This is a genomic window from Sinorhizobium sp. 8-89 (genome assembly GCF_030124325.1).
Taxonomy (GTDB): domain Bacteria; phylum Pseudomonadota; class Alphaproteobacteria; order Rhizobiales; family Rhizobiaceae; genus Sinorhizobium.
The window spans coordinates 85,502-107,605 of record NZ_JASKLR010000010.1; the positions used below are offsets into that span (position 1 = coordinate 85,502).

Genomic DNA, 22,104 nt, shown 5'->3' on the forward strand with positions numbered 1-22,104 from the left:
TTTGAGTGTTCTTATCGTTGGGATGGAGGAGCGGTTTCCCGCTCCTCCAAAGTCGCAGGCGATCAGCGGACCGGCGGTGCGTACTGGATGCCGCCCTTGTTCCAGAGCGCATTCAGTCCGCGCTCGATTTTCAGCGGGCTGCCGGCACCGATGTTGCGATCGAAGACTTCGCCGTAGTTGCCGACGGCCTTGATGATGTTGACCGCCCATTCATTGGTCAGGCCGAGGTCGGTACCGATCTTGCTGTCGGCCTCAACGCCAAGGAAGCGCTGGACGTCAGGGTTGGTCGACTTCTTCATCTCTTCGACGTTCGCCTGGGTGATGCCGAATTCTTCAGCCTGGACCAGCGCATAGTGAACCCAGCTGACGATGTCGAACCACTGGTCGTCGCCCTGGCGGACGGCCGGGCCAAGCGGCTCCTTCGAGATGATTTCCGGCAGGATCATGTGATCATCCGGCTTCGAAAGCGTCAGCCGGAGAGAGTAGAGGCCGGACTGGTCGGTGGTGTAGACGTCGCAACGGCCCGCGTCGTAGGCGGCGTTCACTTCGTCGAGCTTCTCGAAGACGACCGGATTGTACTGCAGGTTGTTCGACTTGAAGTAGTCGGCAAGGTTCAGTTCGGTGGTCGTGCCGGTCTGCACGCAGACGGCAGCGCCGGAAAGTTCAAGCGCCGACTTCACGTTCAGGCCCTTGCGGACCATGAAGCCCTGGCCGTCGTAATAGTTGACCGTGCGGAAGTTGAAGCCGAGCGCGGTGTCGCGGTTGATGGACCAGGTCGTGTTGCGAGCCAGAACGTCGACTTCGCCCGACTGCAGCGCCGGAAAGCGCTCCTTGGCGGAAGTCGGGGTATACTTGACCTTGCTGCCGTCGCCGAAGACTGCCGCGGCGATCGCCTTGCAATAGTCCACGTCGAAACCAGCCCAGTTGCCGGAAGCGTCGGGAGCGGAGAAACCGGCCAGACCGGTGTTGACGCCGCACTGCACGAAGCCTTTGGCCTTCACGTCGTCAAGGGTTGCAGCCGATGCCGCAGGTGCGCCAATACCCATGACAGCAGCGCCAACCAGAGCTGTCAGAATTCGTCTTGCCATTTTTTGAACCTTTTCGGTTGTCGTTAGTTCCCGTCTGCACAGTCGCGCTCTGTCGGCGCGTGCAGCCTCCGCCACCCTCCTGGCGTGAGTGCAATCTATCTCATGCTCAAAATTCACAAGGGTCAAGAGATGTTGCCGATTTTCTGATTTTGCATGTGAAAAACCCGAACTTCGCCAGAAGTTTAGGCAAGTTCTCCCAGGGAATGGGCTTCTTTGAACAAAAAAACGGCCAGGCCGGCATTTTGCACGCGCCGTCGGCCTCTCGCCGGAATTTTCCCTTGACCCGGCGGGTGCTGCGTTCGATGAGTTGGCGTCGAATTCAAACAGCGGATTTCTCAATGGCAGACAAGATCAGCGCGCTCAAGGAAACGGGCATCAACACCCGTCTGGCGCACTCCGGCAACAATCCCTCGGATTTCCACGGTTTCGTCAATCCGCCGGTGGTGCACGCTTCCACCGTGCTGTTTCCCAACGCCAGGACCATGGAAAGCCGGGCGCAGAAATACACGTACGGGACGCGTGGCACACCGACGACCGATGCGCTTTGCGAGGCGATCAACGAACTCGAGGGCGCTGCCGGAACGATTCTCGTGCCCTCCGGGTTGGCGGCCGTCACGGTGCCGTTCCTGACCTATCTGTCCGCCGGGGACCACGCTCTCGTGGTCGATTCGGTTTACTTCCCGACACGGCATTTCTGCGACACGATGCTGAAGCGCCTCGGCGTCACCGTCGAATATTACGATCCGATGATCGGTGCCGGCATCGAGAGCCTGATCCGGCCGAACACGCGCCTGGTGCATACCGAGGCGCCGGGCTCGAATACGTTCGAAATGCAGGACATTCGCGCGATCGCGGCCGCGGCGCACCGCCACGGCTGCGTTGTGACGATGGACAATACCTGGGCGACGCCGGTTTATTTCCGCCCGCTCGATCACGGTGTGGACGTCTCGATTCATGCGGCGACGAAATACCCGTCAGGGCACTCCGACGTGCTGTTCGGGACCGTGTCGGCCAATGTCGCCCATTGGCCGGCGCTCACCGAGGCGATGGTCACGCTCGGCGTCTGCGCATCGCCGGACGACAGCTACCAGATCCTCAGGGGCTTGCGAACGATGGGGATTCGCCTGGAGCGGCATCAGGCGAGCGCGCTGGCGATTGCCGAATGGCTGGAGAGCCGTGACGAGGTTGCGCGCGTGCTGCATCCGGCGCTGCCGAGCTTTCCCGGACATGACCTCTGGACGCGCGACTTCGGCGGTGCGAGCGGAATCTTCTCCTTTGTCCTGAAGGCCGACAGCCCGGAAAAGTTCAGGACCAAGGCCCATGCCTTCCTCGATGCGCTCTCGCTGTTCGGCCTCGGCTATTCCTGGGGCGGCTTCGAAAGCCTCGCCGTTCACGTCAATCTCTCCGACCGCAAGGTGGCGAAGGCGCCGTCGGAAGGGCCGGTGATCCGATTGCAGATCGGGCTGGAAGACGTGCCGGATCTTCGCCGTGACATCGAGGCGGGCTTCGCTGCCGCCAACGCTGTTTAAAGCTTCAGCGTCCCCTACAGCGCCGCGCGTCTAATCAGACGCGCAAAGGTCGCGGTAGCACTTTGAATTGCTGCATGTTTTCATCCTTAAATCGGCTACGATTTAGGGAAAGATGCAGTAGCGCCGTAGCCGTAGAGCCAGTCAAGGTCGGCAGCCAGCGCTTCGGGACCCTTGAGGGCCAGAACCAGGTCGCGCCCCAGCCTCACCGGGCCGCGGGCGTGATAGGCGAATCGGTTGAAGGCAGCGCGCTTCCGCACACGATCGATTCGCAACCGCCGCGCGCGATCGTATCCGGCAAATGCGGACGGGATATCCTGGGTTTCAGCGAGGCACTGTGCGAGTTCTCGCGCATCCTCGATCGCCATTGCGGCGCCCTGGGCCGCAAATGGCGTCATGGCATGAGCTGCATCGCCGATGAGAATGGTTCTCGCCCCGTCGTGCCATGCGCCGTCATCGACGGTGCACAAGGGCCAGTAGGTCGCCGCGGTTGCGTGCGTCAGGAGCTCGCGCAGCTTGGGATGCCATCCATCGAAAGCTGCTGCGAGTTCGCGCCGTCTGTCTTCGGAAGCCTTGCCGATCCACACGCTGTCGGCGGCCTCGCCCCCGACGATCGCAACAAGGTTGAAGCCGCCGATCTCCTTGATGGGGTAGGCGACGAGGTGCGCATTGGGGCCGAGGAAAGCGGTGACGCGATCGGCCGACAGGCAGGCCGTCGCCTCAGCGCCCGGCAGCATCATGCGCCAGGCGATGTTGCCCGAGAACCGCACGGCGCCGGCGCCCGGAATGGACGCCCTTGTCCGCGACCAGATACCGTCGGCGCCGACGATTACCTGCGGACGCCGCATTATCGAGCGATCGATGGCCGCCCCCGGCTCGCTCTCGATCCGGCAGCCAAGGTGAACGCGGCAGCGCGGCTCGGCTTTGACCGCGTCGAACAGGATCTTCTGCAGGCTGGCGCGGTGCAGGACGCCATAGGGAGCCGCCCACCGGTTGCGAGCACGTGCACCAGCCGGCACGCTTGCAAGCGAACGTAACGAGCGGCCGTCGACAAGCGCAATCGAACCCGGCTCGCTCCAGACACCTTCGAGGGCAGGAAGCAGACCGAGTTCGATGAGGATGCGTGACGCATTCGGCGACAATTGCAGCCCGGCGCCTACTTCTTTCAGAGCGTCGGCCTGTTCGAATATTTCCGCCTCGAAACCCTCCCGGGCGAGGCAGAGAGCTGCCGTCAATCCGGCGATACCGGCGCCGACAATTGCGACCGGACCAGCGTTTTGCATCGATCTCTTGCCCGTGAGTTGGGGCGACTTAAGCGGCCTTGCTGGTGAAGAGGCACCCCGGAGGGTTCGTCTCCGTTGCCTTCAGCGAAGGATTGTAGCGATAGAGCGTTGAACAATAGGAGCAGACCTTCTCGTTGTCGTCGCCCATGTCGATGAAGATGTGGGGGTGGTCGAAGGGAACGGATGCGCCCGTGCACATGAATTCCTTGACGCCGATCTCAATCGCCTGGTGTCCGCCGTCATTCTGAAAATGCGGGATGCTGTGGCCGGCCATATCATGCTCCGATGAATGCAAGTCTCTGGATATGAATTTGCCGGCACCATAGTGAGCTTTGCCGTAAATGTGTAGCGGCAAACATGCCGCGCCTGTGGGTTTTTGGACGGCCGGGGCTTTCACGCGAGGGCGTTACAACCTAGTTTGCGCCGAAAACGGAACGACCCTTCAGGAAATGAGACATGGATCTGACCCCGCCGCCATTTTCGCGCTTCGCGCATGAGGGACTGGAGATCGCCTTCTTCGACGAAGGCGATCCGTCTGGAGATCCCATCCTCCTCATTCACGGTTTTGCGTCGAGCGCCAATGTCAACTGGGTGTATCCAGGCTGGTTGAAGACGCTCGGCGATGCCGGTTACAGGGTTATTGCGTTTGACAATCGGGGCCACGGAAAAAGCAGCAAGCCCTACGATCCTTCGCTCTACCATCCGCAACAGATGGCAGGGGATGCGGCGGCGCTTTTGGTCCATCTCGGAATCGGCGAAGCGCATGTCATGGGCTATTCGATGGGCGCGCGCATTTCAGCATTCCTGGCTTTGATGCATCCGGAGCGCGTGCGCTCGCTCGTGTTCGGCGGCCTTGGAATAGGCATGGTGAGTGGGGTCGGAGACTGGGATCCGATCGCCGACGCGTTGCTTGCACCGTCGCTGGAGAGCGTGACGCATGCGCGCGGCCGAATGTTTCGTGCCTTTGCCGATCAGACCAAGAGCGACCGCCAGGCACTTGCGGCCTGCATTTCCACCTCGCGTGATCTGCTTTCGGCCGAAGATGTGGCGCGCATCGACGTACCGGTACTGATCGGCGTCGGAACGAAGGACGAGATTGCCGGGTCGGCGCAGGAGCTTGCCGCGCTTATGCCGCGGGCGAGGGCGCTCGACATTCCGGGGCGCGACCATATGCTGGCAGTCGGCGACCGCGTGTTCAAGAAGGCCGTGCTCGAATTTCTTGGCGAGGTCGGGCGAGCGTAAAGGCGCTCTGCGACCGATGACTGAAATGTCGGGCACCCATTTATGTCGACCGGGAATTACCCTATATTCGAAACCATCGATCGATCATGAAGGAGAGCGACTATGGTCGCCAAGACCGAACTGCGCCATACGGAATCGTTCAAGGCGATAGACCCGATCTGGGACAGCCTGCGCGAGGAAGCCCGGCTCGCCGCCGAGCGCGATCCGATGCTGGCAGCGTTCTTGTATTCGACCGTCGTCAATCAGCATTCCCTGGAAGAGGCTGTCATCTACCGGATTTGCGAACGGCTGGACCATCCGGACCTGCAGGCGAACCTGCTGCGTCAGACCTTCGCCGAAATGCTGGAGGACTGGCCGGAATGGGGCTCGATCCTGCGCGTCGACATCCAGGCGGTCTATGATCGCGACCCGGCGTGCACGCGGTTCATCGAAGCTGTGCTCTATTTCAAGGGATTCCACGCCATCCAGACGCATCGCCTTGCCCATTGGCTATGGAACCAGGGGCGGAGGGATTTCGCACTGTATCTGCAGAGCCGCTCCTCCAGCGTCTTTCAGACCGACATCAATCCTGCAGCCCGGATCGGGCGCGGCATCTTCCTCGATCACGCGACCGGCCTCGTGGTCGGCGAAACGGCAGCCATTGGCGACAATGTGTCGATCCTGCATGGCGTGACGCTTGGCGGCACCGGCAAGGAGGGTAGCGATCGTCACCCGAAGATCGGCGACGGCGTGTTGATCGGGGCGGGTGCGAAGATTCTCGGCAATATCCATATCGGCCATTGCTCGCGCGTGGCCGCCGGTTCGGTCGTGCTGAAGCCGGTTCCTCCCAAAACGACGGTGGCAGGCGTTCCAGCAAAGGTCGTGGGCGAGGCCGGGTGTTCCGAGCCGTCGCGCCAGATGGACCAGATCCTGGCGAGCTTCGACATCTGAGAAGATAGGAGCACCGGCGCCGCAGCAGCGCTTGCCGATTGCTCGGGTCGCAGGCGTTTCGATGGGACGAGGCAGTCGCGAGCGGTTTCCCGCTCGCGCCCGGTTCGTGCCGTGCAGAAAATTGGACAGAAATTCAAGACGATACGGCGACTTCGCAAGTCTGGAGGGACACCCGGTGTCCAAGTGGGTTTACACTTGGCAATTCCGCGTGCGAGAAGCGCCGCAGATCAAACATCCACGGAGAAGAGATTTGAAGCCCGAAGAGATCCGAAAGCTTGAAGCCTATTTCAAGCGCACCTTCAACCAATCGATGGTCGTCAAGGCCCGGCCGAAGAAGGACGAGTCCGCGGAGGTCTATCTCGGCGACGAATTCCTCGGTGTCGTTTTCCGCGACGAAGAGGATGGAGAGCTTTCGTACAATTTCTCGATGGCGATCCTCGACATCGATCTGTGAGATCGACATCCATCGTCGGATCTTCCACCCGGTTCTGAGCAATCAGGCCGGGTTTTTTCATTAAAAGTCATATTTAACGCGCTCGCGCGAAAAAAATTGGCAGTTTTGTCACGGATTTTCATCAAGTCGTTGCAAGAACAGGGTTTTATTGCGTCGCACACAGAACTTGACTTTTTGTGCACTGCACATAGACTGACTGACAGTTAAGCCGTCCAAAGGAGACACCCTGATGTTTAACTTCGACGATGCGAACAAGAAAAGCAAAGAAGCCATTGACGTTGCTGTCAAAAGCTATTCGACCCTGACGAAGGGTTTTCAGGCCATTGCGACGGAAGCAGCGGACTATTCGAAGAAGTCCTTCGAGGACGGAATTTCCCATTTCGAAAAGCTGACCAATGCTAAGAGCCTTGAAGCTGCTTTCGAGCTTCAAACCAATTATCTGAAGGCGAGCTACGAAGGTTTTGTCGCCGAGGCGACGAAGATCGGCGAGATGTATGCTGACCTCGCCAAGGATGCCTATAAGCCTTACGAGGCGCCGGTCGCCAAGGCGACTTCAGCAGTCAAGTCTGCCGCCGCGGCCTGACGACAAAGACCATCGCCATCGTAAGAAGGCCGGTCGCGGTTGCCGCGGCCGGCCTTCTTGCTTTTTGAAATGCCGGCCGCTTATGCCCCAAGAAAGTTGATCAATCTTGTGTTTCGTCGTGCGAATATGATTGCAGTGCGTTGGTTCGGCCTTAAAATTCGGAAACGAACTATTAGATAAGGACGAGCACGCCGCAGCCACGTTCGTTGGATGTGCGGCTGTACAAGGAACGAACAAGAATGATCGCCATGCCGGTCCGGATGCAGCAGGGAAGCGAAGGAGACGGAGGCGGCGCCAGTCGTGGCACCTCCGTTATCACGCGCACCAAGCCGAAGACCAAAAAGCCGAGTCTGTATCGTGTTCTGCTTTTGAATGACGATTACACGCCGATGGAATTCGTCATCCATATTCTGGAGCGCTTCTTCCAGAAGGATCGGGAAGAAGCGACCCGCATCATGCTCCACGTCCACAACCACGGTGTGGGAGAGTGCGGCGTCTTCACCTACGAAGTCGCCGAAACCAAGGTGACGCAGGTGATGGATTTCGCCAGGCAGCATCAACATCCGTTGCAATGCGTCATGGAAAAGAAATGAGGAACTAACGTGCCAACATTTTCGCCCAGCCTCGAAAAGGCGCTGCATCAGGCACTGACTTTTGCCAACGAGCGCCACCATGAATATGCGACGCTCGAGCACCTGCTGCTGGCATTGATCGACGATGCCGATGCGGCTGCTGTGATGGGCGCGTGCAACGTAAATCTCGAAACACTTCGCAAGACCGTGACGGACTACGTCGACAACGAACTGTCGAACCTCGTTACCGGCTATGACGAAGATTCCAAGCCGACCGCCGGGTTCCAGCGTGTGATTCAGCGTGCGGTTATCCACGTGCAATCCTCCGGCCGGGAGGAGGTGACGGGCGCCAACGTGTTGGTGGCGATCTTTGCCGAGCGCGAAAGCCACGCCGCCTATTTCCTCCAGGAGCAGGAGATGACCCGCTACGACGCGGTCAACTTCATTTCGCATGGAATCGGCAAGCGGCCGGGAAGCTCAGAGTCGCGGCCGGTGCGCGGAGCTGAGGATCAGGATTCCGAGCAGAAAGCGCCCCGCGAAAGCGAAGAAGCCGGTCCGAAGAAGCAGCAGGACGCGCTGACCGCCTACTGCGTGAACCTCAACGAGAAGGCGAAATCCGGAAAGATCGATCCGCTGATCGGCCGCCATGCCGAAGTCAATCGTACGATCCAGGTGCTCTGCCGCAGGTCCAAGAACAACCCGCTCTACGTCGGTGACCCCGGCGTCGGCAAGACTGCGATTGCCGAGGGCCTTGCCAAGCGCATCGTCGAAAAGAAGGTGCCGGAGGCGCTCGAAGACGCCACGATCTTCTCGCTCGACATGGGAACGCTGCTCGCCGGAACGCGCTACCGCGGTGACTTCGAGGAGCGTTTGAAGCAGGTCGTCAAGGAGCTCGAGGATTATCCGGGCGCCGTGCTCTTCATCGACGAGATCCACACGGTGATCGGCGCCGGTGCCACCTCGGGCGGCGCGATGGATGCGTCCAATCTTCTGAAGCCGGCGCTCTCGTCGGGTTCGATCCGCTGCATCGGTTCGACGACCTACAAGGAATACCGCCAGTTCTTCGAGAAGGATCGCGCGCTGGTGCGCCGTTTCCAGAAGATCGACGTCAACGAACCGACGATTGCCGACGCCATCGAGATCATGAGAGGGCTGAAGCCGTATTTCGAGGATTATCACCACCTCAAGTACACGAACGACGCCATCAAGGCTGCCGTCGAGCTTTCCGCCCGCTACATCAACGATCGGAAGCTGCCGGACAAGGCGATCGATGTCATCGACGAGTCTGGGGCCGCGCAGATGCTGCTCCCCGCTGGCAAGCGTCGCAAGCTGATCACCGAGAAGGAGATCGAGGCGACGATTGCGACGATGGCGCGCATTCCGCCGAAGACCGTTTCCAAGGACGATGAAACCGTTCTCGCCAATCTCGAGAAGGAGCTGAGATCCGTGGTCTATGGCCAGGACCTGGCGATCGAGGCGCTCGCCTCATCGATCAAATTGGCGCGCGCCGGCCTACGGGAACCGAACAAGCCGATCGGCTGCTATGTGTTCTCCGGTCCGACCGGCGTCGGCAAGACCGAGGTGGCAAAGCAACTGGCGTCCTCGCTGGGTGTCGAGCTTCTGCGTTTCGACATGTCGGAATACATGGAGCGGCACACGGTGTCCCGCCTGCTCGGCGCACCCCCCGGCTATGTCGGCTTCGACCAGGGCGGTCTCCTGACGGACGGCGTCGATCAGCATCCGCATTGCGTCTTGCTGCTCGATGAGATCGAGAAGGCGCATCCGGACCTGTTCAACATCCTCCTGCAGGTGATGGACCATGGTTCGCTGACCGACCACAACGGCAAGAGGATCGACTTCCGCAACGTTATCCTGATCATGACGACCAATGCGGGGGCGTCCGACATGGCTCGGCCGGCGATCGGCTTCGGCTCATCGAAGCGTGAGGGCGAGGATATTGAGGCGCTGAACAAGCTGTTCACGCCGGAATTCCGCAACCGTCTGGACGCGGTCATTCCGTTCAACTCGCTGCCGACCCCGGTTATCCATCAGGTCGTGCAGAAGTTCGTCATGCAGCTCGAGACGCAGCTTGCCGAACGCAACGTGACCTTCGACCTCGCGCCCGACGCTATCGCCTGGCTCGCCGAGAAGGGATACGACGAAAAGATGGGCGCTCGGCCGCTGGCACGTGTCATCCAGGAAAACATCAAGAAGCCGCTCGCCGACGAAATCCTCTTCGGCAAGCTCAAGAAGGGTGGTGTCGTCAAGGTGACGATCGGCACGAAGGAGGACGGTACCAAGGGCCTGATGCTCGATGCCGTGCCTGAAACGGCGCCGATCAAGCCGAAGGCTGAAGTGTCGCGTCCCGCAGGCAAGGGCGCCAAGCCCAAGAAAGGGGACGAGAAGGAAACCGTCGCCGCCGACTCCGGGCCGAAGCCAAAGGCGAAGAAGACTGCGGCGAAAGCATCCGCCAAGGACCGCACGTCAGAGGCGGCCCCGCTTAAGGGCCGGACGGTTCCCAAGGTGCCGCGCAAGAAGTAACGCGATCGCTATTAAACACGACGGTGCCGGATGAGCTTCATCCGGCACCGTCGTGTTACCGCATGTTTCCTTAAATCGGAGCCGACCCAGGATAAGACATGCAGCAACTCAACGTGCTACAGCGGCCTTTCTTTGAAGCTCGGTGCTGCGGGTGAGTAAGCGTAACTTGCAGGTGTCCATGGAACGCGTTGAAGACGAACGATCAGTTCTCGCCTGGTTTCTGACCGGCGCGCGCGGAATATTCAGCCTGCCGGCGATGATCCTGATGCTTTCCTTCGTCGGCTTTTGTTCGCTGACCGTGCAGGCCGGCGTCCCGCCGGAGCAGGTCGTGTTCATGACGGGCATTGTCTGGGCGCTGCCGGCGAAGGTTATCCTCGTGAGCTCGGTTCTGAGCGGCGCGAGCCTTGCGACGACCTTTCTCGCGGTGACGCTCTCGTCCGTGCGGCTCATGCCGATGGTGGCAGCCCTTGTCCCTGAATTGCGCACGGCGAAGACGCCAACATGGCTGCTTCTCGTATTGTCGCACTTTATCGCAATCACCGCCTGGGTCTTCGCGATGGAGCGCGTGCAAAAAGTGCCTCGCCCGCACCGCGTGACATTCTTCGCCGGCTTCGGCATTACGCTCGTCGCCGCAAACATGATGCTCGTGGCAATCGTCTATCGTCTCGTCACCGACTTTCCGCCGATCGTCGCCGGCTGCCTCTTCTTTCTGACGCCTGTCTATTTTCTCGCCTCGATCTGGAATTCCGCGCGTCATCGCGTGGTCTATCTGGCGCTTGCCGCCGGCCTTGTTGCGGGACCGCTTTTCTATTGGCTGTTGCCGGAGTTCGACATCCTGCTTGCGGGCGTCGGCGGTGGAACGCTCGCTTGGCTCGCCGAGCGGTTCTGGCGCCCGCGACGGGAGGCGGGCGCGTGATGTGGCTTGAAGGTTGGTGGGCCTATGTCTTCATCGCGATTGCCGGCTGGCTCGCGACCGATATCTGGAGATGGCTCGGCGTGCTCGCTGGCAAGCGCCTTCGCGAGGATTCCGAGGCATTGAACTGGGTAAGGGCGGTAGCGACGGCGCTGGTCGCGGCCGTCATTGCGAAGCTTATCCTCTATCCGAACGGCGTTCTCGAACAATCACCTCTGTGGTTGCGGCTGGGGGCCGTGGCGCTTGGCGCGATCGCGTTTTTCCTCGCCCGCCAAATACCGGCGGTCGGCATCGCAACGGCGATCGCGACACTCGCCGCCGGACTCTGGTGGCGGGGTTTCTAGTCCAGAGGTAACTGCTTCTTGGCGTCGTGAGATATCCGGTGGGGAGGCCGCTCAGAGCGCCCTGCGGATCTTTTCCGCGTTCGCGGAAAGCACTGCGCCATCTTCCATCTTGCCGGAATGCGGCTTCAGTGGAATGCCTTCGCGACGGGGTATGACATGGAAGTGCAGGTGGTAGACGGACTGTCCGGCGGGCGCTTCGTTGAACTGCATGATCGTCACGCCATCCGCGTCAAAAGCTTCCTTGGCCGCGATCGCGATCTTTTGAACCGTGCCGATCAGCGACGGCAGCGTTGTCGCGTCGGCATCGAGGATGTTGCGGGAAGGGGTCTTGGGCAGCACCAGGACGTGGCCTTCCGCCTGCGGCATCACATCCATGAAGGCGACCGTCGCATCATCCTCGTAGACCTTGTGAGATGGAATTTCGCCCCGCAGGATCTTGGCGAAGATGTTGTTCGTGTCATACGTGCTCATTTTCTATCCTCGTAATGTCGCGCCGGCGTGGTCGGCGTCTGTCAGTCGTCCTAGATCACGATCATTTTGGAATCGACCCAAAATCATGAACGCGATCGATACTGATAAGTTTAGAGCGGGATGCGGGCGGAAAACTGCGCACACTCTTCCTCATCCCGCTCTAGCGCTCACCTTTGCGGAAAGGTCCGTGCTCCGCAAGAAATTCGCCCGTTTCTTCCACATCACGGCGTTCGCGTTCGAGATAGTCGGCAACCGCCCGCGCGAGCCCCGAATGGGTGATGAAGTGCGCCGAATGCGTGGTGACGGGCATGTAGCCGCGGGCGAGCTTATGCTCTCCTTGTGCTCCCGCCTCGACGCGCTTCAATCCCTTGGCGATCGCGAAATCGATCGCCTGATGGTAGCAGACCTCGAAATGCAGGAACGGGTGGTCCTCGACGCAACCCCAATGCCGGCCGTAGAGCGCGTCGCTGCCGATGAAGTTGATTGCACCAGCGATATATCGGCCGCCGCGCTTGGCCATGACGAGCAAGATGTCGTCGGGCATCCTTTCACCGATAAGCGAATAGAAGGCACGGGTGAGGTATGGGCGACCCCACTTGCGCCCGCCGGTGTCCATATAGAAGGCGAAGAACTGATCCCAGATCGCCTCGGTCAGATCGCTGCCGGTCAGCCAATCGATCGTTATGCCGTTTTCGACTGCCGTCCGGCGTTCTTTTTTCAGTGCCTTGCGCTTCCGGGATGCCAGCGTTTCGAGAAAGTCGCCATAGGAACCGTAGCCTTCATTGGTGAAATGAAACTGTTGGTCGGTCCGATGAAGAAATCCCGCCCGTTCGAAAGTCGGCATTTCGTCTGCCGATACGAAGGTTACGTGAGCCGAGGAGACGCCGTGGCGGCGTGTGAGTTCCTTCAGTCCTGCGGCAAGCGCATCGCGAACCGGCCGCGGATCGCGCCCTTCGGTGGTGAGCAGACGTGGCCCAGTAACCGGCGTGAAGGGGACGGAGCATTGCAGCTTCGGATAATAGCGGCCACCCGCGCGCTCGAAGGCGTCGGCCCATCCATGATCAAAGACGTATTCGCCCTGGCTGTGGCTTTTCATGTAACAGGCAAGGCCGCCGCGCAGAAAACCGTCCGCATCCTCCATCAGCAGATGTTGCCCTAGCCATCCCGTTCCCGCGGTCGCTGAGCCTGACTCCTCCAGTGCGGACAGGTAGGCGTGCGAGACAAAGGGATTGTAGGGAATGCTGGTACTCAGCCTCGAGGCGCCGGCGAGCCGATTCCAGTTCGCCGGCGAGATCGATGAAAACGAGTGCTCGATGCGGATGTTGATGGCGTCTGTCATGAGCTTAGGAAATCATGGTCTCCCGTGGATCGAAACCCTCGAATGTCATCTGATCGGCATGGGCGAAGGTGTGTTCCTGCGCCTGCGGATCGCGCACCGTCCAGGTGATGATGGTGTGTCCAAGCCCGCGTTCTTTGCTGATGAAGGCGTTCGGCAGGTGGCCGTAGAAATAGGAGATGAAGTCGAGACCAAGCTGCATCGCTTCCTCGTGCACGAAGAAGCGCTCCGGTTCGGCGCCCTCGGCCGTCAGGCCAAGCGGATAGGGCGCATCGAGCGCCTTTAGGTCCTTCAGCAGCCAATGATCGAAGCTCATCAGCGCCACGTGGCCATTGTAGCCTTCGAGCGTATCGAGCACCGCGGCGGCAAAGCCTTCATCGTCGCCTCTCCGGCCCTTTAGTTCGATGACGAGCGGCACGCGGCCGTTAACGAGGCGGAGCATCTGCGACAGCGTCGGCACCTTGTCCTTGGTGCCGCCGACCGACATCAGCCCGAGCTCTCCTGCGGTCCGTGCCCGAACATCTCCCCTTATACCGCAAAGGCGCTCCGTGGTGTCGTCATGAAAGACAACCGGAATACTGTCGGCGGTATATTGCAGGTCGCATTCGATCGCGAAACCCGCATCGGCGGCGCGGGAAAACGCCGAAAGCGTGTTTTCCCAAACCTCCCGATTCATGTCGTGATAGCCCCGATGGGCGATCGGTTGGGCCTTGAGCCAGGAAATATCCTTCATGCGATTCCTCGGATCAGGCGATTTCGATGACGGCGTCGATTTCGACGGCTGCGTTGAAGGGTAGGGCGGCCATGCCCACCGCGGCGCGCGCGTGCTTGCCGGCTTCGCCAAGCACGTTGGCGAGCAGGTTGGACGCGCCGTTGATGACGAGGTGCTGCTCGACGAAATCCGGGACGGACGCGACGAAGCCGTTGATTTTGACGAGGCGGCGGATCCGCCCGAGATCGTCGGAAAGCGCCGCCTTTGCCTGGGCCAGGATGTTGATGGCGCAGAGTTCCGCGGCACGCTGGGCAGTCGCGACATCGACATCCTTGCCGACATGCCCGGTTACGGCGACCTTGCCGCCTTCCATGGGCAACTGCCCGGAAATATAGAGCATCGAGCCGCTGATCACGTAGGGAACATAGTTCGCTGCGGGCGCTGCAGCCAAGGGCAGGGTAATGCCAAGTTCGGCGAGGCGCGTTTCGATCTCTGCGGACATGGAAGGCTCCGTTGTTGTCTTTTGTGGTAAAATCCGGCATGCAAGCTGAATCGGGACGGGCGTCAATCTTTCGTCGCGGATCTGCCTCGCTTCTGCCGACAGTTTGTTTATAGCATTGCCGGCGAGTGCAACAGGAGGAAACGGATGTTTCGTACAGGCTTCGGTCGCGCCAGTTTTGGAAGCGTCTGTCTCGCGGCGATGATGGGCTTGGACGCCGCTGCTGCGAATGCGAGCGCGCTTGCGCCTCACCGCGCCGTTTACGATCTGGAGCTGAAGGATGCGTCCGATCGGTCGGGCATTTCGAGCATGTATGGCCGCATGGTCTACGAATTCAACGGCTCGGCCTGCGAGGGTTACACGGTCAGTTTCAGGTTCATGACCCAGGTCGATACCGGCGAGGAAGTTCGCCTTACGGACCAGCAGACGACCACCTATGAAGACATGCGGAACGGCAACTTCCGCTTTCTGACGCGTTCGTTCACTGACGAGAAACTCGACAAGGAAGTTCGTGGCAGTGCGCATGAGGACAAGACCGGCGTCAAGGTCGAACTGACGGCGCCGGACAAGCGCGAGGTGGCGCTCGCCGAAAGCCGCTTCCCGACCGAGCACATGCTGGAAGTGATCGAACGGGCGAAGAAGGGCGACGCGTTTTTCGAAGCGCGCATCTTTGACGGCTCCGACACGGGCGACAAGACGCTGATCACCTCGACCTTCGTCGGCAAGGCCCGCAAGCCGGCACCGGATGACGCTGATGTCGGCAAGGCCGGAAAGCTGGCGGCCGAGAATTATTGGCCGGTGACGATCTCCTATTTCAATGACGACAAGAGCGGAGATGCACTGCCTATCTACCGCATGTCGTTCAAGCTCTACGAGAACGGGGTTACCCGCGACCTGACGATGGATTATGGAGATTTCGTGCTGAGTGGAAAACTCGCCAACCTCGAAGTCTTCAATGCGGGAGACTGCAAATAAGCAGGAACCGCACAAAACTGACTTCCAGTCTTGATTTATCGGGCAGTTACCGCTAAGGGGCTGGCCATTCCACACGTGAGGCATGGGATGTTCCGGGAGAAATCCGGATTGTTCCGCCGGTGGGCGCATCAGCAATGCGCTCGACGCCTTGCGGAGGTTCAACCGGAAAAGGAGAAAAAGGCATGGCATTGCCTGACTTTACTATGCGCCAGCTTCTCGAAGCAGGCGTTCACTTCGGCCACCAGACGCATCGCTGGAACCCGAAGATGAAGCCGTACATCTTCGGCGATCGTAACAACGTCCACATCATCGACCTCGCCCAGACCGTCCCGATGCTGTCGCGCGCCCTGCAGGTCGTCAGCGACACCGTCGCCAACGGCGGCCGCGTGCTCTTCGTCGGCACGAAGCGCCAGGCTTCGGAAATCATCGCCGACGCCGCCAAGCGCTCTGCCCAGTACTACGTCAATGCTCGCTGGCTCGGCGGCATGATGACCAACTGGAAGACGATTTCCAACTCGATCCAGCGCCTGCGCAAGCTCGACGAAATTCTCGCTTCGGAAGCTTCCGGCTTCACGAAGAAGGAGCGCCTGAACCTCGAGCGTGAGCGCGAGAAGCTGAACCGCGCGCTCGGCGGTATTCGCGACATGGGCGGCACGCCGGACCTGATGTTCATCATCGACACCAACAAGGAATCGATCGCGATCGAAGAAGCCAAGCGTCTTGGCATTCCGGTCGTCGCCGTCATCGACTCCAACTGCGATCCGGACCAGATCGACTATCCGATCCCGGGCAACGACGATGCATCGCGCGCAGTCGCTCTCTACTGCGATCTCATCGCTCGCGCCGCCATCGACGGCATTGCCCGTCAGCAGGGTGCTGCTGGCCGCGATCTCGGTGCATCGGTCGAGGTTCCGGTCGAGCCTGCTCTCGACGAATCGTCCGAGGCCTGATCGGGCCGGGCGGCAGATCAAGGCTGCCGTACCAAATGAAACGTCGGACGAGGCCGTTTGTGATGGAAATCTGAACGGCCTCGTTCTTTTCAGCCGGAAATGGCGCGATCGGGCCTACAATATCTTGCCCACGTATCATCGCGATGAAGCGTTCATCACGATGTCACATTGAAAGCCATTCCCTGCCAAAACCTCCTGGCACTGCGCCGCTGATGGTGAGCGCGCCAGCCAAACAGACAAAGAGGCAAGAAGATGAGTGTTACTGCCGCAATGGTGAAGGAACTGCGCGAAAAGACCGGCGCAGGCATGATGGATTGCAAGAAGGCGCTTGCTGAAACCAATGGCGATATGGAAGCCGCGATCGATTGGCTGCGCGCCAAGGGCATCGCCAAGGCTGACAAGAAGTCCGGCCGCACGGCTGCCGAAGGCCTCATCGGCATTGCCAGCGCCGGCAACAAGGCCGTAGTCGTCGAGATCAACTCGGAGACGGATTTCGTTGCCCGCAACGACGCGTTCCAGGACCTCGTCCGCGGCGTGGCGGCTGTTGCTGTCGGAACCGACGGATCGGTCGACGCGATCAGCGCCGCCAAGTATCCGGCTACCGGCAAGTCCGTCGCCGACACGATCACCGATGCGATTGCGACGATCGGCGAAAACATGACGCTTCGCCGCGCTGCGCTGCTGTCGGTCGATAACGGCGTCGTCGCGACCTACATCCACAATTCGGTTGCTGATGGCCTCGGCAAGCTCGGCGTACTCGTCGCCCTCAAGTCGACCGGCGACAAGGAAGCCTTGAACGCGATCGGCCGTCAGGTCGCGATGCATGTTGCCGCGACCAACCCGCTGGCAGTTCGGCCGAGCGAAATCGACCCGGCGGTTGCCGAGCGCGAGCGCAACGTCTTCATCGAGCAGTCACGCGCTTCGGGCAAGCCGGATAACATCATCGAGAAGATGGTCGAAGGCCGCATGCGCAAGTTCTTCGAGGAAGTCGCACTTCTTTCGCAGGCTTTCGTCATGAACCCCGACCAGACCGTCGAGGCAGCGATCAAGGAAGCGGAAAAGACCGTCGGTGCGCCGATCGAGGTTGCCGGTATCGCGCGCCTCCTGCTCGGCGAAGGCGTTCAGAAGGAAGAGTCCGATTTCGCTGCGGAAGTCGCAGCGGCTGCCAAAGGCTGATTTCTTCACCCTTATTGGGAAAACGTGGGGGCATCGCGTGACAACGCGATGCCCTTCGTGTATCCGGCATTCGTCAATGCGTCGGACCCGCCGGTTTGTGCCGGAGCGGTCGATACCGCGCAATACGATATACCCTATGCCGCTGTGCACTGCCTTCCGCACAGGCGTGCCGATCTGTTCAGGAGCGATGATGTCGGCCAAGCCAATCTACAAGCGTGTTCTTCTCAAAGCCTCCGGTGAAGCCTTGATGGGAAGCCAGGGCTTCGGCATCGATGTGGCGGTCGCCGACCGGATTGCCTCGGACATCGCCGAAGCGCGCGCCATGGGCGTCGAAGTCGGCGTTGTTGTCGGCGGCGGCAATATCTTCCGTGGCGTCGCAGTTGCCTCGAAGGGCGGTGACCGGGTAACCGGCGACCACATGGGGATGCTGGCGACGGTGATCAATGCGCTCGCGCTGGCGACGTCGCTGCGCAAGCTGGACATCGACACCGTGGTGCTTTCGGCCATTGCGATGCCGGAAATCTGTGAGAGTTTTTCGCAGCGCGCTACCCTATATCATCTATCGCTTGGTCGCGTGGTCATCTTCGCCGGAGGCACGGGCAATCCGTTCTTCACGACGGATTCCGCCGCGGCGCTCCGCGCAGCCGAGATGGGTGCAGAAGCGATCTTCAAGGGAACGCAGGTCGACGGCATTTATTCTGCCGATCCGAAGAAGGACCCGACGGCTACCCGTTTCGATCGCCTGACCCACAGTGAGGTTCTGGAGAAAGGATTGGCCGTGATGGACGTTGCCGCAGTGGCGCTTGCACGCGAAAATGCCATTCCCATCGTCGTTTTCTCGATCCACGAGAGGGGCGGTTTTGCGGAGATCTTGACCGGTGGCGGCCATGCCACCATCGTGACGGACAATTGACAGTTTGAAAGCCCCTGGGGCTGTGGAAGACAGGAGTCTTGAACCATGAGTGAAGGTGTGGATCTGAAGGAACTGAAACGCCGCATGGACGGAGCGATCTCAGCGTTCAAGCACGACATCGCATCGCTTCGTACCGGCCGCGCATCGGCCAATGTTCTCGATCCAGTGACCGTTGAGGCCTACGGCTCACGCATGCCGTTGAACCAGGTGGCCAACATCACGGTTCCGGAGCCGCGGATGCTGTCCGTTTCGGTATGGGACAAGTCCATGGTCGGCGCCGTTGAACGCGCGATCCGGGAATCGAATCTCGGCCTCAACCCGATCGTCGACGGTCAGAACCTGCGCATTCCGCTCCCGGAGCTGAACGAGGAGCGCCGCAAATCGCTCGTCAAGGTCGCGCACGACTATGCCGAGAAAAGCAAGGTGGCCGTCCGCCACGTTCGCCGTGACGGCATGGACGACCTGAAAAAAGCCGAAAAGGATGGCGAGATCGGGCAGGATATCCACCGTGCTCAGTCCGAGCGTGTCCAAAAGATGACCGACGAAACGATTTCCGAGATCGACCGCTTGCTCGCCGATAAGGAAAAGGAAATCATGCAGGTCTGACGCGTCGATGATCTGAGTCTCTTTTTTCGGACCGCCAATGCAAGAGTTCACCCCCGCAAACGTACCAAATCACGTTGCCATCATCATGGACGGCAACGGTCGATGGGCGAACGCGCGTGGACTTCCGCGTACGATGGGGCACCGAAAAGGTGTCGAGGCCGTGCGGGCGGCCGTAAAGACGGCCGCCGAACTCGGCATTCGCTATCTCACGCTTTTCGCTTTCTCGTCGGAAAACTGGAGCAGGCCCGAGGCTGAGGTCACCGACCTCATGGGCTTGCTCAAAGCTTTCATAAGACGGGATCTCGCCGATCTGCATCGCGAGAACGTTCGCATTCGGGTCATAGGCGATCGCGCAAATCTCAGCGGTGACATTCTGCCGCTGCTGATCGAAGCGGAGGAGACGACGCACGCGAACACCGGGATTACCTTGGTTATCGCATTCAACTATGGCGCGAGGGACGAGCTGGCGAGGGCGATGCGTCGCCTGGCCGCAGAGGTGGCCGCCGGTCGCCTCCGCCCGGACGAGATCACGGCGGAAAGAATCACTGCAACGATCGATACCGCGGGTATTCCCGATCCGGACCTGATCCTGCGGACGAGCGGCGAAGAGCGCCTCTCCAACTTTCTGCTTTGGCAAGGAGCCTATTCGGAATTGCTGTTCATTCCCGAACTTTGGCCGGACTTCACCCGCGAGACGTTCCTTGCCGCCATTGAAAAATATGCCAGCCGCGAACGCCGCTTCGGCGGCCTGCCGCAACCGACGCTGGCGGTTGGCTCCTGATGCAGAGTGAACTCAAGCTTCGCATCGCCTCCGGGGTAGTGCTTGCGGCGGTTGCCCTTGGCGCGACCTGGGCAGGCGGGCTTGCCTTCCAGCTCCTGTCCGTCGCGATCGGTTTGCTGGTCTATTACGAGTGGTCGACCATTACCAAACTTGCCGAGAGCGACTTTCAGGGCAACGCCGTCGGGTGGCTTTCGCAGGCCGTGATCGCAATCCTCGTCCTGTTTGACTATATTCACTTCAGCCTGCCGGTGCTGGCGGCCTTTTCGCTTTTCGGCGGGCTTTGGGTGCTGATCCGCAAGACGAGCTGGTGGTTGCCGGGTGGCATCGTTTACGCCGGCTTGACTGCGGTATCGCTCGCGGCAATCCGCGGGGCCGATTATCTCGGTCTGATCGCAATGCTTTTCGTGTTCGCCGTCGTTTGGGGGACGGACATCTTCGCCTATTTTACCGGCAGGGCGATCGGCGGTCCGAAGCTGGCGCCGGCCATTTCCCCTGGAAAAACCTGGTCGGGAGCGCTGGGCGGGACGATCTGTGGCGTTCTTGCCGGTGTTGCCGTGTTTATGGCTCATTTCTCCCTGCAGGATCTGCGCATCCCGATGATTGCGCTCGTGCTGTCTGTTTCCAGCCAGATCGGGGATCTGTTCGAGTCCTTCATCAAGCGCCGTTTCGGCGTAAAGGATTCGAGCAAGCTTATTCCTGGACACGGCGGGGTCATGGATCGGGTCGACGGATTGATATTCGCCTGTGTCGCCGCCTTGATCCTGGTGCTGGCCCAACTCCTGTTTGCCGGCGGGCGCGCAGTCGCTTTCGGTCCGGTTCTGTTAGGCCTTTGAGGCTGCCGCATAATTCCTTAAGTCGAAGTCGAATTAGGGGTAGATTATGCAAGCATGCAAAATGTGACAGCGACAGCCGCGCACCTTAAGGCAGTGCGGCATCGCATCAGCGGATGCGTTAGGAAATACTATGAGCCTTCTGCTTGAGAATCTGCAATACGCCATACCCACCTTCCTGTTCCTGCTGACCCTCTTGGTTTTCGTCCATGAGATGGGGCACTATCTGGTGGGCCGCTGGTCCGGCATCCGCATTCTCGCCTTCTCCGTCGGTTTCGGACCGGAGCTCTTCGGTTGGACGGACCGCCACGGCACCAGATGGAAGTTCTGCGTGGTTCCACTCGGCGGCTACGTGAAATTCTTCGGCGACGACGATGCAGCGAGCACGCCCGACTATCGCCGCTTGGAGACAATCGCGCCGGAAGACCGCGCCCGTTCATTCCTGGGTGCGAAGCTTTGGAAGAGGGCTGCGACCGTCGCGGCCGGACCGATTGCCAATTTCGTGCTGGCAATTGCGATTTTCGCCGTTCTCTTCTCCATCTACGGCCGTGCCGTTGCCGATCCCGTTGTGGCCCTGGTGGCGCCCGGCAGTGCGGCGGAAAAGGCGGGCGTCAAGTTGGGTGACCGGCTGGTGTCGATCGACGGAACGCCGATAGCCACCTTTGACGACGTACGACGTTACGTCAGCGTTCGCCCGGAACTGCCGATCACGGTCCGCGTCGAGCGCGACGGTTCCGCGATCGACCTGCAGATGGTGCCGCAGCGTACCGAGTCCGTCGACCCGCTGGGCAACAAGGTGGAAGAGGGCAAGATCGGCATCGGGACAAATCAGGAGGTCGGGAACTTTCGAATTGAGACCTACGGGCCGCTTGAGGCGGTCGGTCAGGGAGCCCTGCAAAGCTGGCGAATCGTGACCGGCACGTTCGACTATTTGTCGAATCTGTTCGTTGGCCGGATGAAAGCCGATCAACTGGGTGGACCGATCCGTATTGCGCAGATTTCCGGGCAGATGGCCAAGCTTGGCGTCGCCGAAGTCTTGAACTTCGCAGCCGTCCTTTCAGTTTCTATAGGATTGCTTAACCTCATGCCCGTGCCCGTGCTTGATGGCGGCCATCTCATGTTCTATGCGGTGGAAGCGTTGCGTGGAAAACCCGTCGGCCCCGCAGCACAGGATATCGCTTTCCGCATTGGATTTGCGATGGTGCTGATGCTCACGGTGTTCGCGGCGTGGAATGACATCAACTGGCTTTTCGGCTGAAACAGGATTTCGAAGATCGAGGCGCCGTCTGTAGGTCTTTGCTCTTCTTGCGATCCGCGTCCTGGGAGGGACGCAGCAACCTTTCGGATATTGTGAACGGGTGACGCGCCGTGGCTTGCGC

Annotated in this window: 24 protein-coding genes; 17 read left to right on the top strand and 7 right to left on the bottom strand. The window is 60.2% G+C overall.

Features of this window, described 5'->3' with window-relative positions; genetic code table 11:
* Positions 1-62: 62 nt before the first annotated feature.
* Positions 63-1,088 (bottom strand): amino acid ABC transporter substrate-binding protein, encoded by a 1,026-nt coding sequence (locus QN219_RS19415; protein WP_284001468.1) that lies wholly within the window; start codon positions 1,086-1,088, stop codon positions 63-65.
* Positions 1,089-1,426: 338 nt separating this feature from the next.
* Here QN219_RS19415 and QN219_RS19420 point away from each other — a divergent pair, with 338 nt between their 5' ends.
* Positions 1,427-2,617 carry a cystathionine beta-lyase gene (locus tag QN219_RS19420; RefSeq protein WP_284001469.1) on the top strand — a complete coding sequence of 397 codons (1,191 nt, stop codon included), beginning with the start codon at positions 1,427-1,429 and terminating at the stop codon, positions 2,615-2,617.
* Positions 2,618-2,712: 95 nt separating this feature from the next.
* Here QN219_RS19420 and QN219_RS19425 read toward each other — a convergent pair whose 3' ends face one another.
* Entirely contained in the window at positions 2,713-3,897 is a 1,185-nt protein-coding gene (locus QN219_RS19425) for an FAD-dependent monooxygenase (RefSeq protein ID WP_284001470.1), read from the bottom strand.
* A 28-nt stretch (positions 3,898-3,925) separates the two neighbouring features.
* Positions 3,926-4,171: a zinc-finger domain-containing protein gene (locus QN219_RS19430; protein ID WP_180940950.1), complete on the bottom strand. Its 246-nt coding sequence runs from the start codon at positions 4,169-4,171 to the stop codon at positions 3,926-3,928.
* A gap of 182 nt (positions 4,172-4,353) precedes the next feature.
* Between QN219_RS19430 and QN219_RS19435 the strand changes: the two genes are divergently transcribed.
* The 8 genes from QN219_RS19435 (at position 4,354) to QN219_RS19470 (ending at position 11,476) form a co-directional block, all read left to right on the top strand.
* Positions 4,354-5,139: an alpha/beta hydrolase gene (locus QN219_RS19435; protein WP_284001471.1), complete on the top strand. Its 786-nt coding sequence runs from the start codon at positions 4,354-4,356 to the stop codon at positions 5,137-5,139.
* Between the two features lie 102 nt (positions 5,140-5,241).
* Complete coding sequence (gene cysE, locus QN219_RS19440) at positions 5,242-6,069, top strand: serine O-acetyltransferase (RefSeq protein ID WP_284001472.1); 828 nt, start codon at positions 5,242-5,244, stop codon at positions 6,067-6,069.
* Positions 6,070-6,319: 250 nt separating this feature from the next.
* Positions 6,320-6,523: a DUF3126 family protein gene (locus tag QN219_RS19445; RefSeq protein ID WP_034854672.1), complete on the top strand. Its 204-nt coding sequence runs from the start codon at positions 6,320-6,322 to the stop codon at positions 6,521-6,523.
* Positions 6,524-6,752: 229 nt separating this feature from the next.
* Complete coding sequence (locus QN219_RS19450; protein WP_284001473.1) at positions 6,753-7,106, top strand: phasin family protein; 354 nt, start codon at positions 6,753-6,755, stop codon at positions 7,104-7,106.
* A 239-nt stretch (positions 7,107-7,345) separates the two neighbouring features.
* A complete protein-coding gene (gene clpS, locus QN219_RS19455; RefSeq protein ID WP_173512718.1) occupies positions 7,346-7,699 on the top strand; it encodes an ATP-dependent Clp protease adapter ClpS in 354 nt (117 codons plus the stop codon).
* Positions 7,700-7,708: 9 nt separating this feature from the next.
* The gene (gene clpA / locus QN219_RS19460) at positions 7,709-10,219 is read left to right on the top strand and encodes an ATP-dependent Clp protease ATP-binding subunit ClpA (protein ID WP_284001474.1); all 2,511 of its coding nucleotides are present in this window, start codon (positions 7,709-7,711) and stop codon (positions 10,217-10,219) included.
* A 178-nt stretch (positions 10,220-10,397) separates the two neighbouring features.
* Positions 10,398-11,135 carry an AzlC family ABC transporter permease gene (locus QN219_RS19465; RefSeq protein ID WP_284001475.1) on the top strand — a complete coding sequence of 246 codons (738 nt, stop codon included), beginning with the start codon at positions 10,398-10,400 and terminating at the stop codon, positions 11,133-11,135.
* Positions 11,105-11,476, top strand: coding sequence for an AzlD domain-containing protein (locus tag QN219_RS19470; protein WP_284001598.1), 372 nt, complete (start codon positions 11,105-11,107; stop codon positions 11,474-11,476). Before QN219_RS19465 ends, QN219_RS19470 begins: the two co-directional genes overlap by 31 nt.
* A gap of 51 nt (positions 11,477-11,527) precedes the next feature.
* Here the strand turns inward: QN219_RS19470 and QN219_RS19475 are convergent, their stop codons facing one another.
* The 4 genes from QN219_RS19475 to QN219_RS19490 all read right to left on the bottom strand — a co-directional run bounded on the left by QN219_RS19475 (position 11,528) and on the right by QN219_RS19490 (position 14,497).
* Positions 11,528-11,947, bottom strand: a complete 420-nt coding sequence (locus tag QN219_RS19475) for an HIT family protein (protein WP_284001476.1) — start codon at positions 11,945-11,947, stop codon at positions 11,528-11,530.
* A 160-nt stretch (positions 11,948-12,107) separates the two neighbouring features.
* Complete coding sequence (locus tag QN219_RS19480; RefSeq protein ID WP_284001477.1) at positions 12,108-13,286, bottom strand: GNAT family N-acetyltransferase; 1,179 nt, start codon at positions 13,284-13,286, stop codon at positions 12,108-12,110.
* Positions 13,287-13,290: 4 nt separating this feature from the next.
* Positions 13,291-14,016 (bottom strand): glycerophosphodiester phosphodiesterase, encoded by a 726-nt coding sequence (locus QN219_RS19485; RefSeq protein WP_284001478.1) that lies wholly within the window; start codon positions 14,014-14,016, stop codon positions 13,291-13,293.
* A gap of 13 nt (positions 14,017-14,029) precedes the next feature.
* Positions 14,030-14,497 (bottom strand): RidA family protein, encoded by a 468-nt coding sequence (locus tag QN219_RS19490; RefSeq protein WP_284001479.1) that lies wholly within the window; start codon positions 14,495-14,497, stop codon positions 14,030-14,032.
* Positions 14,498-14,641: 144 nt separating this feature from the next.
* Here QN219_RS19490 and QN219_RS19495 point away from each other — a divergent pair, with 144 nt between their 5' ends.
* The 8 genes from QN219_RS19495 (at position 14,642) to rseP (ending at position 21,983) form a co-directional block, all read left to right on the top strand.
* Entirely contained in the window at positions 14,642-15,469 is an 828-nt protein-coding gene (locus QN219_RS19495; protein ID WP_284001480.1) for a cell envelope integrity EipB family protein, read from the top strand.
* A gap of 182 nt (positions 15,470-15,651) precedes the next feature.
* Positions 15,652-16,419 (top strand): 30S ribosomal protein S2, encoded by a 768-nt coding sequence (gene rpsB, locus QN219_RS19500; RefSeq protein WP_173512726.1) that lies wholly within the window; start codon positions 15,652-15,654, stop codon positions 16,417-16,419.
* Between the two features lie 252 nt (positions 16,420-16,671).
* Positions 16,672-17,595 (top strand): translation elongation factor Ts, encoded by a 924-nt coding sequence (gene tsf / locus QN219_RS19505; RefSeq protein ID WP_284001481.1) that lies wholly within the window; start codon positions 16,672-16,674, stop codon positions 17,593-17,595.
* Positions 17,596-17,785: 190 nt separating this feature from the next.
* A complete protein-coding gene (gene pyrH / locus QN219_RS19510) occupies positions 17,786-18,508 on the top strand; it encodes a UMP kinase (protein WP_173512728.1) in 723 nt (240 codons plus the stop codon).
* A 45-nt stretch (positions 18,509-18,553) separates the two neighbouring features.
* The gene (gene frr / locus QN219_RS19515; protein WP_283965005.1) at positions 18,554-19,114 is read left to right on the top strand and encodes a ribosome recycling factor; all 561 of its coding nucleotides are present in this window, start codon (positions 18,554-18,556) and stop codon (positions 19,112-19,114) included.
* A 37-nt stretch (positions 19,115-19,151) separates the two neighbouring features.
* Positions 19,152-19,895 (top strand): isoprenyl transferase, encoded by a 744-nt coding sequence (locus QN219_RS19520; protein ID WP_173512730.1) that lies wholly within the window; start codon positions 19,152-19,154, stop codon positions 19,893-19,895.
* Positions 19,895-20,728, top strand: a complete 834-nt coding sequence (locus QN219_RS19525) for a phosphatidate cytidylyltransferase (protein ID WP_284001482.1) — start codon at positions 19,895-19,897, stop codon at positions 20,726-20,728. Before QN219_RS19520 ends, QN219_RS19525 begins: the two co-directional genes overlap by 1 nt.
* Before the next feature lie 130 nt (positions 20,729-20,858).
* Positions 20,859-21,983, top strand: a complete 1,125-nt coding sequence (gene rseP, locus QN219_RS19530) for an RIP metalloprotease RseP (protein WP_284001483.1) — start codon at positions 20,859-20,861, stop codon at positions 21,981-21,983.
* Positions 21,984-22,104 lie beyond the last annotated feature (121 nt).